Source organism: Nocardia terpenica (assembly GCF_013186535.1).
GTDB lineage: Bacteria > Actinomycetota > Actinomycetes > Mycobacteriales > Mycobacteriaceae > Nocardia > Nocardia terpenica.
This window is the reverse complement of the sequence record NZ_JABMCZ010000003.1, coordinates 1,856,335-1,870,231: the sequence shown is the minus strand read 5'-3', so window position 1 is coordinate 1,870,231 and position 13,897 is coordinate 1,856,335. Positions and strand designations below refer to the sequence as shown.

Here is a 13,897-nt window from a genome sequence, read left to right as displayed (position 1 = left end):
ACCAGCGACATGACGCCAACCGATACATCCCGGCCACCAGCGCCGCGACTCATCCAGCTGGAACATTGTCCGAAGCCAAGTGTGCGTGACTGCCTATCGGGTGCGACATCGCTGAAGATTACCGACCAGAGTCCGTCCGCGGCCTCGTGCATCGTGTTCAGATGCATGGCGATCGGGCCGCACATCTGGGTCGATTCGTTTGCAGTAATCCGGCGATGCCCATGACCAGCCCGCGGTCGAGCAGGTCGCGGACTCTCGGCGACCCGCGCAGCGGACTCGGCGCTCGCAGCGGGACCGCGCCACCGGCGCCGGCTCCAAGAACCCGCTTTCTCGCTGTCGTCGAGGATCTCGGCGACACTGTATTGGCTGATGAAGACGTCGGGCACCGCACCAGTCAACACGACCACGCGGACCGGGATCCCCGCAAGTTCGTCGAAAACGCGGCGGGCCTGCTCCAACTCGGCCCTGCATCTGTTCGACATTGGTGCGAACGCTGGCGAGGCCCCAGCACCGAGTCGACGGCCTCAACGACCTCCGGATGCAGGAGGGCGGCGACCTGGGCGACCGCGGCTCACGAGACTGAGAGTCCGCTTCTTACCGCTGACCATGTCGACGGTCCATTCGTCGTCCGCGGTGCCGGACAAGGTGACCGTCACCTTCGACGTCATCGCTTTTCGGATACGGGAGGAGCCAAAAGCAGAAGTTACGCGGCTCGATCCTTGCACCCGAAAGTGCGCGTCCATCACGGCAGGAGGAAACTACGCAGTTCTGCGTCGACGGCGATAGCCGCCCTTTTGAAAATCATCGAGCGAGGACCTTTCGTCGTGACTAATCAGACTCTCTGCCGATCGAAAAGCTTCGGTAGTTCTTATCAATAGCTCAATAGAATCTGCCGACAGCCCCATCGAAGCACGGAGCAAACGCTGTAGGCCAGAATTCTCAAGACCCGAGATAAGTGTGCGATCTGCACGCGATGCGGTACGGGAAGGCGGCAGGGAGTCTACTCCGTAGAAGTATTCGACCGGAACGCAAAGCAGAGTCGCCAGAGTAGAGACGAGCTCTCGGTTGGGATTGGACCTTGCCCCGTTTCGAAGTTGGGAAAGATACGCCTCTGATATCAGGACGCCTCGCGCGTTTATGGCAAGGCATAATTCTTTATTAGTCCATGAAAAGTAGCGTCGAGACTCCCAGCCGACCGCATGATAAGGATTCGTCATCAAATCGTCCAATCGATGTGAATGGAAGCAACCCGAATCCATCGCATAATATTCATCTGCCATTCTACGCATCACAGCTCCACCTCGCAAATGTAGGTACGAAGGGTCGGGAAGAACATGTCCAAACACTTACGAACGGCATACGCATCCCCGACACGCAGCCATCAGCGGCTATGACAACCGCTGCTTCGGCTTGACAACATTCTTCAACGCGGATCGGTGAACGAGCAAGGATCTACATAGCGCACACTCGATCAAGTATGACCCAACAGGTACACAAATGTCTTGTCACTTGAGAAACAACTTTCCGTCTCCGATCCAACCAACGCCAGTATCTTTCCACCGAATACGCGTAGCAGGGCCGGCCAAGATATACTTACGTAGGCTAATTAAATAGCTTCCCTGCGGCTACCTTTGAGTGTCGACATTGGACAGATGACCAATAGACTCTTGTGACGGCTCCTGCCGACCGGTTTGAACGGACAATGTTAGATCAATCAAATCCGCAGATAGAAGGTCCATTGAGACTCCGAGTTTCGCCTCTCACTCGCCCGTTCTTAGTGATACCGCGAGACGTTCATCGTCTCATCATATGTGCAACCGACTAGAAGATTCATTCGACTTCTGTCATATTGCCACTAGAAATCCACAGCTAGTTCAAGATCTACTGCTTGTTATGTGATGCTCAGTTACACGGCGGCATACTTCGTCCATCGACGACCGGCTGGACAGAACTACCAACTATTGCGATAGCTCGACAGCTTATTATCTGGCCAATGTGAATTCGCCGTCCGATCGCGAATCAAAGGGGAGGTCCTGGTGAAAAGTAGCGAGGTTCTACAGCAGCAATTCCCTATCCTGCCTCCTTCGGCTGTGGAAGTACTCCGCCATCACGCGAATGGGATTTGCGATCAAATAAACAGCAGCGTGCGCCAACGCTTGCAGAAGAGCCCTCCTTTGGACACAGCACTTTTAACACATTCCATCGAGCTGCTGTCGGAGAACTTTCTGCAACTGATAAGTTCCTCAGATCGCCCATCGCGCCGGTGGTTCGATGCATGTTGGACTTTAGGTTGGCGCTGGGTGCGGGATGGGCGAAGCTTCGAGGAAATACGGGTTGCACTACAGTTGGGTAGAAACATAGCATGGCGACATTTCCGGCAGAGTGGCGCACTATCAGCCTTCTCTCCTGAGATCGTAGCAGCATTCGCAGAAGCAATAGCTCTGTACGCTGATGCTATCGAAGCAGCGGCTGAGATAGGGTATTCGGAACACCACCCCGAAGCTAAAAACGAACTACAGATACAGCGCACAAAACTTTTGCGAGCATTGGTAGGGGATGTAGTGATGAGCCCCCAAGAGGTCGACGATGTATCCAACTCTATAGGATGGCAGTTAACCAGCTCAGTTTCAGCAGTAGTTTTTCCGGCTCAGGACATAGTATTGCGCCCAGCGATTTCCTTTGAGCCAGACATATTAAGTGATCTCGATCGTCCCGATCCGTGCCTTCTTGTGCCCGACCCCAGCAGCCCAGGACGCATGGCCGAGCTAGGACAGAGCCTGCATGGTCGAACAGCCGTCGTCGGCCCGCCGGTCCCATTGGCCGATGCTGAACATTCGCTGAAATGGGCGCGAGTGCTGCTGAGCGCGGTCCTTTGCGGCATGATACCCACCACTGGGCTGATTCACTGTACGGATAATTGGACAGTCGTAGTCTTTGCTCAGGACATAAATTTGATGCGAACGCTCGTTAACGTGCGATTGGGGCATATACTGCACCTGCCTAAACCATTCCGGGACAAGCTCACAGAAACCATGTTGGAATGGCTACGATCCGGACGTAACGCCAATATTGCGGCAACACGACTGCATGTGCATCCCCAAACCGTCCGATATCGACTCCGCCAGCTAGAGGAACTATTCGGACCTCAACTCTCGGATGCAGACGCGCATAAAGATATGTATATGGCGTTGTCAGCCTACCGTCTACTACAGCAGATGGATAGTGCCGATATCCGAAAGCACAAAGAATCACATGACACTCCCCGGCTGCCATACTTACAAGACGAGCAGAAGTCGAAGGTGCATGCAATTTCTATCCAGATGTGAATACGCTCCGAAGCTACTGGCGAATGTATCGGCATGTGGTGGTAGCGGACGCTCGGGTCACCGAGAATGCGCTAGCCTCGATTTTTCGTGCGGGTGATGTCCTGGCCTGATCGGTCGGGTGTCCGGTTTGCGGCCGTTCCGGCTGCAAAACCGTAGGAGGTAAGACCCGTTCAGCGGGTTGGCTGCCGGGTTCCACGGGCCCGGTGGTGCTCCTTTCGATGGTTGTAGAGGTGGTTTCGTGCTGGTCAGCCGGGTTGTAGCCGCGTCAGTGCGGTGAGGGCCAGTGCGGTCCAGGGATTATGGGCCGATAGGCGTAGGTGAGTTTGGCGGGCGTGGCGTGCGAGGCGGGCCGGGATCGAGAACAGCCGCAGGCGCAAGGCTTTCGGTTCCCATCGGCGGGCGTCGTGGTCGGCCAGGGCGAGCATCGGCATCCAGGCCAGCAGGTCCAGGGCCAGCGCGACGAGTGCGAGCCAGATGCGGTTCGCGTCGTAACCGTGGAAGGGCAGGTTCCGCAGGCCGGTGTCCTTGGCGGCGCGGATGCGGTCCTCCGGACGATCAACCGCATTCCGGGCGGCCATCCGGACAGGTCACAGATTCCGGTGACCTCGACGACCCAGGCGCCGACACGGACCTGCCCGTCGGCGTCGTAAGCCGGGGTCCAGTCCTGGTCGCGTAGATGAGTGTCCATGGCGGCCACGATGTCGTCGGTGAGGGTGAATCCGATCGAGTACTGCACCCGGCGACGGTGGCAGTAGCCGAGGAATTCATGGGTGCCTCCACCGGAGTCGGTGCGCACCAGCACTTTCCGGCCGACCCGGTATCCGGGCTGCCACGGCAGTTGTTCGAGCGCGGCGGCGAAGACCATCTTGTGGTCGGCGGCGGTGTTGGATCCGGCGTTGCCCGGACGCAACGCCAGCACAGCCGGTTCCCCCGTGCTGTCGGGGCCGTGGTCGATGAACGCGCACAGCGGGTGAAAACCGAAGCCCCGTTTCCATGTCGGTGCGGCATTCTGTTTCTCCGAATGCGCGTCCAGCACAGTCGCATCGAGGCCGATCACCAGCGGATGCCGCGCGTCGATACCGTGATCGGGGGCATGGTCACTGCGCCGCCACACCCGAACCATCCCCGTCCACGGCCAGCCGCGGATACAGCAAAGTAGACTTCGCCACCAGAAAGACATCCCTGGTTCCGGAATATCAAGCTGCAACGACCTTTTCAGTCGACTGGTTTTGCCATGCTGTTGTCTCGTCGTAGCATGTTCGGTGTTTCAGGCAGCCGTGCAGGATGCCCACGAGACGATTGGCGACCTGACGCAGCGCGGCCTGGTGCTCGACTCCGCGTGCGCGGTGTCGGTCGTAGTAGGCGCGTGCGCCCGGCGAGGTGCGGATGGCGGTGAACGCCTGCTGGCCGAGGGCGTCGACGAGTCGATCGTTGTGCACGAATCGTGTTGCGATGACAGTTTTCTTGCCGGACGCCCGCGTGATGGGGCTCGTGCCAGCATAATTCTTGCGGGCCTTCGCCGTAGCATAGCGTTTCGGGTCGTCGCCGAACTCGGCAAGCACACGCGCCCCCAGGTCCGTCCCGTCGTGTCGACAAACACGGCAGCCGACGGGAGATCGTCGCGACCTAATGAAACAGTGCTCACGCCAACGGCGGGCACGACATCCCTTCAGCGATCCGGCTCTCCCGGCGCGCCGGTGGGGGCACTGTCTTTCCGCAGGACTCGGGGGCTGTCAACGGAACGCCAAACCGGGATCTGGCACGAAGTCCGACTTCGTGCCAGATCCAGTTTTCACCTGCCGTCGACACGGGCTATGGCTGCCCGGATCATCGGCCTGCTCGAAATACCTGGACCGTGGACGATTCAGCGGATCTGGACAGCGGCTGGGCCAGCCATGATGAGCATGCACACCCTGTACCGGCTGGATGCAGCAGGTGACGGCGGCCGGAACTCATCGGGCGCGGGGACTTCGACCACGCCCTGACGGTGTCCGCCATCCGTGCAAGACTGCTGCGCTTGCCGCGGCGGGTACTGGACTTCGCCGAGGACGAAATCCACACCACATGGCTGCCAAAATGTGGGCCGGAGCGCAGGTGCGCTCACACGGCAAGAACAAGCACGTCACCATCTACGGAGCGTCCTATATGACCAGTGGAGACTGGATCTACCAGCTGGCCGCACGCAGCGCGGGATTCACTGTCTTCCTGCGACCCGTCGCACTCCACGGGTTGTCGTGATCGACAACGACAGCATCCACACCACCGCAGCGAATGCTGATCTGCGATGGAGCGCTCGATGACATCGCGACACCCAATTGTCACCTTTGGTGTAATTATCACCATTGACGTCGCGGTAGCGATACCATTTCACTCACTTTCGAATCAAGGCGCCTACACCTACGCCTTCTGGACGAATCCAATTGAGTTCTATTGATAAAAATCGTGCAGATAGATTCCATATGGAATAATGTGATGTACACCATACTGGAGTAATCTTGCATGTCCATCGTATAGTAAGGACGCCTGGAGGCTTGGCGGAGGGCGAGCCGCCTCCGATATGTGACATATCTTCCGGTCGCCGTCGACACGGAAACCTGAGCTGGCCGATCTTCACCCCAACTTCATTCCACTCACACGAAGCGGCTTTGCATGAAATCTCTGTAAAATAGTTGGAGAGCTGAGGCGAGGAGCAATGGAGTACACTGTACTCTCGGCGTATAGAATCCGTCCGGGAACCCTCACGTTATGGAGTGCCACCCGTGTACCGGGGACAGAATGGAACTTTGACGACCGACCTCTCACCAGTGTGCACAAAGAATACTATCGTTCCTTCGACACCGAGGATATATATCCCGGAAGAGGTCATTGGATCGGCGCGGTCTTCGAAATGGATGCTCCTTTCAACGCACGTACCGTCCGCGACCTCCTATGGGTGTGGCATGCTCGTCATGAAGGATTGCGGACCACCGTGGCAGGGGCGTCGAAGCCGCAGGACAGATTGACAAGACTGACATGCGACGAACTAGATGTCGACATTGTGAATGAACGCATCGCAGATGCCGCCACTTCTGCTCAGATAAACGATCGCCTGACTGCGGAGCTCGAGTTACGACTATCACCTCTAGTATGGCCACACTGTCTGATCGCTACCGTCGAACATCACGATACCGGCAACTTCACGTTGTTGGTCGGTGCCGACCATTCTGTAATGGACGCATACAGCCAGATATTGATCGTCACCGAGCTGCGTTCCTTGTACCACGCTCTACTGGACGGCACTGCTGTACGCGCCTCAGACGTTCACGCCAGCCCGGCGGACTATGCGCTCCTCGAGCGCCATGCTGGCGCAGCATTGACCGCCGAAAGTCCTGCAGTAGCGTTATGGAGAGAATTACTCGAAGTCGGCGACGGGAAACTACCCCGCTTTCAGGTGCCGACACCTACCGATATTCCGCCCAGTAGCTGTCCACAAATCAATTTATCTCGCTGGCTGCTCAATGACACTGAGGCCGCAGCGATCGAAGCCGCTGTCACTGCGCTCGGGTACCGTTTGACAACAGCAGTCTTTGCAGCCGTGACTCTGGCCTCGAATCGACTATCGGGCACCGTGAACTTTCGAACCGTCATGCCGGTGGCTAGCCGCCCCGATAAACGCTGGTCGGAGTCCATAGGATGGTTCGTTAATATGGTTCCGATGCAAATATCATTGCCTGGCGATTCAGACCTCACTCACGCTCTGGCCGTCACCGCCAACGCTTTACACCAAGCCAAGGTTGCTTGGACGGCGCCGGCGCTCGATATCCTTGAAATACTGAATGTCACTGAAGTACCGCGATTCGCGATCTCTTTTTTCGATGTTCGCCGCACGCTCGACAACGAACTCACGACCGCTCTCCGGGGTCGGGTACTTCGAGCAGATTCTTATTCTTTGGATGAAGTGTACTTCTGGATCGCTCGGACCGCGGATGGATTGAATATCTCGGCTCGATTCCCGTACTCGCATTCCGCGGCAGTGCAGCGATTTGTCGAGATGTTCACTGCGGCGCTCCGCGAGTTCGGAGCAGGAATCCCATCAATTAAGGGTGACGGTGCTGTCTCGCCAGCCAGCGCGAGGGCGGTATGATGCGAGTAAAGCCCATTGATGCCGCACTACGCGCATCTTCGCGACCGATTATCGTAACGCCGACGACTTCGTCGATTAATGCCGCATTGCAAGCCCCGGCTTCACCGGTTCCGCCTACTTTTCTCCAAATCGATCATCTGCGTGCGAACGTCGCTGGATCCGCGAACGACGCGTATCTCGGTATGGTGACCCGGATTTCGGAAGATCTCGATCTCGATGTCCTGGTGGCGGTGGTAACCGACTTCATCGAAGCCCACGACGGATTACGCACATGGTTCGATCGCCACAATCCCGAGTTCACACGACATATCGTGGATAGTACCGATATAGCCTTTGTGGCCACCGGATTGCCTTTTTCCGTGGACGGCACGGACTGGACTTCGGGGCTGAGAAGGCACTTCGAGGCAGTGATATCTCCCTTTGAATGGCCTGGGTCGGCGGTCGCCGTGATTCCCGAGTGTGTCGGATTCAATCTGGTTTTCGCTGCCGATCACGCGTTCAGCGACGGCATATCACAAATGCTGGGGGCTCTCGAGCTCGCCGATCGGTATCGACAGAAGCTGAGCGGTCGCTTATACGGTGCGGAACCCAGTGGATCCAGCGTTGAATACGCCATGGATGAACGCATCCGCGCCGACGACGCACACGATCTATATCCTTATTGGGAGCATGCTATGGCCGAAACCGGCTTCAAACTACCCGAGCTAGCATTCGATCTCGGAACGGTGCCCGGCCAACGTTATTGCCGCCAGCTCCACGACTGGACCTTACTTGACCGACAGCAGACGCGCGCCTTCGACACTATGACAGCCCAGTATGAAGCAACGATGTCGGAAGCGATATTCAGCGCACTCGCACTCGCCCAGTACGAGTTGACAGGGCGAGAGCACTATTGGACATTGAACGTCCTCGCCACCCGATTCGGTGCCCGTTTCGCAAGAACACAAGGATGGCTGTGCAATTTCGTGCCGGTGTCGTTCACATTGCCTGCGCATACCAATTTCAGCAGTACGCTGTCGGCGGCGCGGAGCGCCCTGGACCGCGGGCGGATGATGTCGCTCTTGCCGGCACAGATCGCAGTCGAACGGTTATTGCGTTCGGGGCGCGGCAGTGAGCTCGTTGTTCGGGAGCCGAGTTTCGTGACACTGCTCGATCTCCGCCGACCGTCGGCAGCGGAGGCCCCAGACGCGGACACTCGGATATTCTCGGCCGACGGCACTACCTCCACTGTGTCGATGTGGGTTGTTCGCGACGAATTCGAGTATTCTCTGGGCATCGGCTTCCCCGATACTCCGACCGCCTGGCGACAGCTATCCGACTACGTACGTCGTCTTCGCCATATTCTCGCAGCGATTGCCATTACCGGTGACTATTGCTTGGAGAACGCGGCCACGGTCACCCAGGAGTCGAGTACATGAGAGCTCTGCTCGCGTTCACCGGCAGTCGTGGAGACACCCAGCCAGGAATTCTGCTGACCCGTGAGCTAATCCGGCGTGGCCATCAGGTCACGCTGGCACTGCCACCCAACCTGCTTCATGCGGCAGCCGACTACGGCATAGCTGCCATACCTTTTGGACCGGATACCGCCAAGGGACTGCGCGCTCACCTTAACCAGCCCGTTTCCGGCAATCCGATCAAGCGGATCCACGCACTGCGCGCAAACAACAGGCGAGGACTCGCTGAGGCAGCCGAGGATCTCCTCTCGGCACTCTCCGCAGCGGCCGGCGTCGACGTGATAATCGGCGGGATGGTCAACCATGAGCTAGCGCGAGGAGTGGCCGCCCACGCCGGGGTGCCCATCGCGGCTGTACATTTCTTTCCAGTTCTACCCAGTCGATCAGTACCGGTCATCCCGACAGCGCTCGGGCAACGTCTACCCGGCGTGGTGAACTATCTCTGCTGGAGTGCCTTCTGTCACGCCCGAGCGTGGGCCGTAGCGCCGGACATCGATACATTGAGCCGTCGGGCGCCGCCCATCGGCAAAGTTCCCGAGGTCACAATTCAGGCATATGACGAGCGATTGTTCGGCTCGCTGGGCACAGAGTGGGGATCAGATCGGCCGTTCACCGGATTTCTGGTTCCGCCCAGCAGCACCAGCATCCTGGATGACCGGCTATCGGAATGGCTGTCTGCCGGGAACTCGCCCGTGTATGCCGGGTTTGGTTCCATGCCGATCGCTGATCCGGATGCCACGATCAGGCTGTTGCGCAGAAGCTGTGAGCGAGCTGAGCGGCGGCTTCTCTTCGTCGCCGGATGGAGTGCAGTCGATCCTGTCTTCACGCCCGAATTGGTCATAGTGCCCAGTGTCGACCATTCTGTAGTTCTCCCGCGCTGCGCTGTTGCCATTCATCACGGTGGCTCCGGCACCACTGCGGCCGTGCTACGAGCGGGCGTGCCCTCCGTGGTGTGCTCGTTCATAGGCGACCAGCCCTACTGGGGACAGCGGCTGCAAGCGCTAGGACTCGGCACTACTGTACCTTTCTCGCGATTGACCGGCCGACAGTTGGACACGCTGCTCGAGGCAGCGACCTCCGATCCAGTTGTCCAGCGAGCAGCGGCTTTCGCCGCAGGCTTCCGCCATGACGGGGTGCAGCGAGCCGCTGACATCATCGAACAATTCGCGCAGACCACATCACCCGCGGCACCGGTGACGGCCAGGAGGTGGTCCCGGTGAGCTTCAATACCGTCATCGCAAGGCTTCCAAATTTTCCGTCAGCTGCGGAGATTTCTCACGAACACAGGCAGGACCCCGCAATCGACGAGATAGGTGGACCCTTGTCCGGCCGCTCGTCGGCGACGCCAAAATTCTGCTCACGACGCAATACGTGGAGGAAGCCGACGTGCTTGCCGATCAAGTGGCCGGGCTGTGTGGACTCACGAGCAGATCGTCCCGGATCTGAACCCGGTTTTCTCGTGCCTCGGAGGAGAAGGAATGACGGACGAGACTTTCGACGACTACCTGGACGACAGCGGGAACATCAGAATTCCCGAGGGCCGCACCCTCGTCGATTATGTCGAGAAGCACACGCGCAACGATGCCAACGATCTTGCGTACCGCTACATCGACTACTCGCGCGAGCGCGATGGCGAGTACCAGGACCTGACCTGGAAGGAGTTCGGTGTTCGGCTGCGCGCGGTGGCCGCTCGCCTGCAGCAGGTGACCAAGCCGGGCGACCGGGTGGCCATTCTGGCGCCGCAGGGTCTGGACTACGTCATCTCCTTCTTCGCCGCCATCTACGCCGGGTGCATCTCGGTGCCGCTGTTCGACCCGGACGAGCCCGGCCACACCGACCGCCTGCACGCGGTGCTGGCCGACAGCGCGCCCTCGGCCATCCTGACGGCGAGCTCCTCCGCCGCCGGGGTGCGCCAGCTGTTCCGCGCGCTCCCGGCCCCGCAGCGCCCCCGCATCATCGCCGTGGACGCGGTGCCCGACACGCTCGGCGAGGCGTGGGTGCGCCCCGACATCACCGTCGACGACATCGCGTACCTGCAGTACACCTCCGGCTCGACCCGCACCCCCGCGGGCGTGGAGATCACCCACCGCGCGGTCGGCACCAACCTGCTGCAGATGGTGAACGCGATCAACCTGGACTGGAACTCCCGCGGCGTCACCTGGCTGCCGCTGTTCCACGACATGGGCCTGCTGTGCGTGATCCTGCCCGCGATCGGCGGCAAGTACATCACCATCATGTCGCCCAGCGCGTTCGTGCGGCGCCCGTACCGGTGGATCAAGGAACTGGCCGCGGTCTCCGACGGCGCCGGAACCTTCGCCGCCGCACCGAATTTCGCGTTCGAGCACGCGGCCGCACGCGGCCTGCCGAAAAACGGTGAGTCCCTGGACCTGTCGAACGTGATCGGCCTGATCAACGGCAGCGAACCGGTGACCACCTCCTCGATGAAGAAGTTCAACGAGGCGTTCGCCCCCTACGGACTGCCCAAGACCGCCATCAAACCCTGCTACGGCATGGCCGAGGCCACCCTGTTCGTGTCGGCGACCCGGCACGAGGACGAAGCCAAGGTCATCTACGTCGACCGCACCGAACTCAACGCGGGACGCATCGTCAAGGTCGCCCAGGGCACCCCGAATTCCATCCCGCAGGTCAGCTGCGGCTACATCGCGCTGTCGCAGTGGGCGGCCATCGTCGACCCCGACACCATCGACGCCCCCGACGGCGCGCGCGAGCTGCCGGAGGGCCGGGTCGGCGAGATCTGGCTGCACGGCAACAACATCGGCATCGGCTACTGGGGACGCGACACCGAGACCCGCACCACCTTCAAGAACCTGCTGCCCAACCGCCTCCCCTCGGGCAGCCACGCCGAGGGCACCGACCCCGACGCCACCTGGCTGCGCACCGGCGACTACGGCGTCTACGTCGACGGCGAGCTCTACATCACCGGCCGCGTCAAGGACCTGGTCATCGTCGACGGCCGCAACCACTACCCCCAGGACCTCGAATACTCCGCCCAGGAGGCCAGCAAGCTGCTGCGCCCCGGCTTCATCGCCGCGTTCTCGGTCCCCGCCAACCAGCTGCCCCCCGAGGTCTTCGCCGCCGACAGCCACTCGGCCCTCACCTACGACCCGGACGACTCCTCCGAGCAACTGGTGATCGTGGCCGAACGCGGACCCGGCGCCCACAAGGCCGACCCGGGCCCGATCGCCGACGCGGTCCGCGGCGCGATCTCCGCCCGCCACGGCGTCACCGCCCGCGACGTACTGTTGGTCCCGGCCGGCTCGATCCCGCGCACCTCCAGCGGCAAGATCGCCCGCCGCGCCTGCAAGGCCGAATACCTGGAAGGCACGCTGCGCGGTGGACACCAGCAGCTACCCAAGAGCCAGTGGCATATCGATGATGTGCCTACCGGGTAAATCAGGAGAAGGCTCACGATGGCTAAGTCAGCGAATGAAACCCGGCCCCGCTACGGACAACAATTGTTTGCAGCCAACGCACGTGAAGCGCGACGATTGGATATGCTCGAATCAGTTTGCGATCCAGTAACAATGTCCGTTCTAGCCAATCTCAACATTAGGAGTGATTTACTCTGCCTGGAAGTCGGGGCCGGGCGAGGAGTAATCGCTCGCAAGATGGCCGACTTGGTACCCGATGGCGGAGTAATCGCCACAGACCTTGCGATCGGACAATTGAAGAGTCACCAATCTAACCTGCAGGCGCTACGACATGACGTAGCTGTCGACGATTTTCCTGAAGCCTCGTTCGACCTCATCCATGCTCGTTTCATGCTGGACTATCTTCCTGCGCGAGAGTCAGTCTTGACCCGTATGGTCGGCTGGCTCAAGCCCGGGGGTGTAATAGTCATCGAAGGATTCGACTGGGAACGTGTCGGAGGAAGCGACTATGCGTACACGGCGACGATGGCAGCTCACGACATACTGTCTGAGACAACGAGAGGATTCGATCCCTCGTGGTCACAGCGAACTCCCGAGGCTCTGGCCGACAACGGATTGCAGCGGATCGAAACACGTATCCATCGTCAGACCACAACGGTACGCGGAGGCACTCTCACCGCAGCTCTGTGGCGGTTGACACTCGCCCAGACACGCATATCCGCGGTGAATGCCGGCTTAGCCACAGACAATCAATTCACGAAGGCCCTGCGGTCATTGAGCGACCCTTCCTTCGTCGAGACCGGTCCCACGATGATCTCGTCGTGGGGGTTTCGGACACGTAAGCAGATGCCGCAACGCCGACGGAACGATCTGTCTTGACGGAGGTAGATGCTGGAGCGCCCGGAGACAGATGGGCCTCATGCGATCCGGACATCTAGAGGCGACCCTCGTTCTCCTGCCAGGCCCTGGTCCCCTTCGGCGTCTGCTTTCCCGTAACCGGTTGCCTCGCAGATGATCCACCGATTCTCACCCAGAAGCTGGCGGCGATCGCGAAGGGAGAGAAGTGAGCAGTACCGCCGAGAAACTCGCCGATCTGCGGAAGAAACTGGAACTGGCGCAGGAGCCGGCGGGTGAAGCGGGGGTGGCCAAACGGGCCCGCAAGGGAATTCCGTCGGCCCGCGAGCGGATCGACATGCTGTTGGATCCGGGCACCTTCGTGGAAATCGGTGCGCTGGTGCGCAATCCGGGCGACAAGGACGCGCTCTACGGCGACGGCGTGGTCACCGGCCACGGCCTCGTCGAGGGCCGCCCGGTGGCGGTGTTCTCGCACGACCAGACCGTCTACGGCGGTTCGGTCGGCGAGATGTTCGGCCGCAAGGTGGCCGCGGTGCTGGAACTGGCCGCCAAGATCGGCTGCCCGGTGGTCGGCATCAACGATTCCGGCGGTGCGCGCGTGCAGGAGGCGGTCACCTCGCTGAACTGTGGTGGCACCATTCCGCCCTCGCCCCACCATCTTGAACAAGTGCGAAACGGGACCTCTTCGGGCAAGTTGGCTGGCGGTGTGTGGTCGCTCATCAATTGCAACGAAGCACCGGGACGCCT

General features: G+C 60.0%; 7 protein-coding genes and 3 pseudogenes. 8 read left to right on the top strand and 2 right to left on the bottom strand.

All coding sequences use genetic code 11. The annotated features are described in order from the left end of the window. Positions 1–2,036: 2,036 nt before the first annotated feature. On the top strand, positions 2,037–3,326 hold the full coding sequence (locus tag HPY32_RS46280) for a PucR family transcriptional regulator (RefSeq protein WP_156673850.1): 1,290 nt from the start codon (positions 2,037–2,039) through the stop codon (positions 3,324–3,326). Between the two features lie 245 nt (positions 3,327–3,571). Here the strand turns inward: HPY32_RS46280 and HPY32_RS30250 are convergent. After that, a pseudogene (locus HPY32_RS30250) lies at positions 3,572–4,443 on the bottom strand (transposase); the annotation flags it as partial. A 79-nt stretch (positions 4,444–4,522) separates the two neighbouring features. After that, a pseudogene (locus HPY32_RS30245) lies at positions 4,523–4,909 on the bottom strand (transposase); the annotation flags it as partial. A 481-nt stretch (positions 4,910–5,390) separates the two neighbouring features. On the opposite strand from HPY32_RS30245, the gene HPY32_RS30240 reads away from it, so the two are divergent. The 7 genes and pseudogenes from HPY32_RS30240 to HPY32_RS30210 form a co-directional block, all read left to right on the top strand. Then, the gene (locus HPY32_RS30240) at positions 5,391–5,564 is read left to right on the top strand and encodes a hypothetical protein (RefSeq protein ID WP_156673849.1); all 174 of its coding nucleotides are present in this window, start codon (positions 5,391–5,393) and stop codon (positions 5,562–5,564) included. A 454-nt stretch (positions 5,565–6,018) separates the two neighbouring features. Further along, on the top strand, positions 6,019–7,449 hold the full coding sequence (locus HPY32_RS30235) for a condensation domain-containing protein (RefSeq protein WP_082870549.1): 1,431 nt from the start codon (positions 6,019–6,021) through the stop codon (positions 7,447–7,449). Beyond that, positions 7,446–8,867: a condensation domain-containing protein gene (locus tag HPY32_RS30230; protein WP_082870548.1), complete on the top strand. Its 1,422-nt coding sequence runs from the start codon at positions 7,446–7,448 to the stop codon at positions 8,865–8,867. Before HPY32_RS30235 ends, HPY32_RS30230 begins: the two co-directional genes overlap by 4 nt. Beyond that, entirely contained in the window at positions 8,864–10,123 is a 1,260-nt protein-coding gene (locus HPY32_RS30225; RefSeq protein ID WP_156673848.1) for a glycosyltransferase, read from the top strand. Before HPY32_RS30230 ends, HPY32_RS30225 begins: the two co-directional genes overlap by 4 nt. A 258-nt stretch (positions 10,124–10,381) precedes the next feature. Continuing rightward, positions 10,382–12,316 carry a long-chain-fatty-acid--AMP ligase FadD32 gene (gene fadD32 / locus HPY32_RS30220; RefSeq protein ID WP_171983115.1) on the top strand — a complete coding sequence of 645 codons (1,935 nt, stop codon included), beginning with the start codon at positions 10,382–10,384 and terminating at the stop codon, positions 12,314–12,316. An 18-nt stretch (positions 12,317–12,334) separates the two neighbouring features. Continuing rightward, complete coding sequence (locus tag HPY32_RS30215) at positions 12,335–13,174, top strand: class I SAM-dependent methyltransferase (protein ID WP_082870547.1); 840 nt, start codon at positions 12,335–12,337, stop codon at positions 13,172–13,174. Between the two features lie 184 nt (positions 13,175–13,358). After that, positions 13,359–13,790: pseudogene (locus HPY32_RS30210) on the top strand (carboxyl transferase domain-containing protein); the annotation flags it as partial. Positions 13,791–13,897 lie beyond the last annotated feature (107 nt).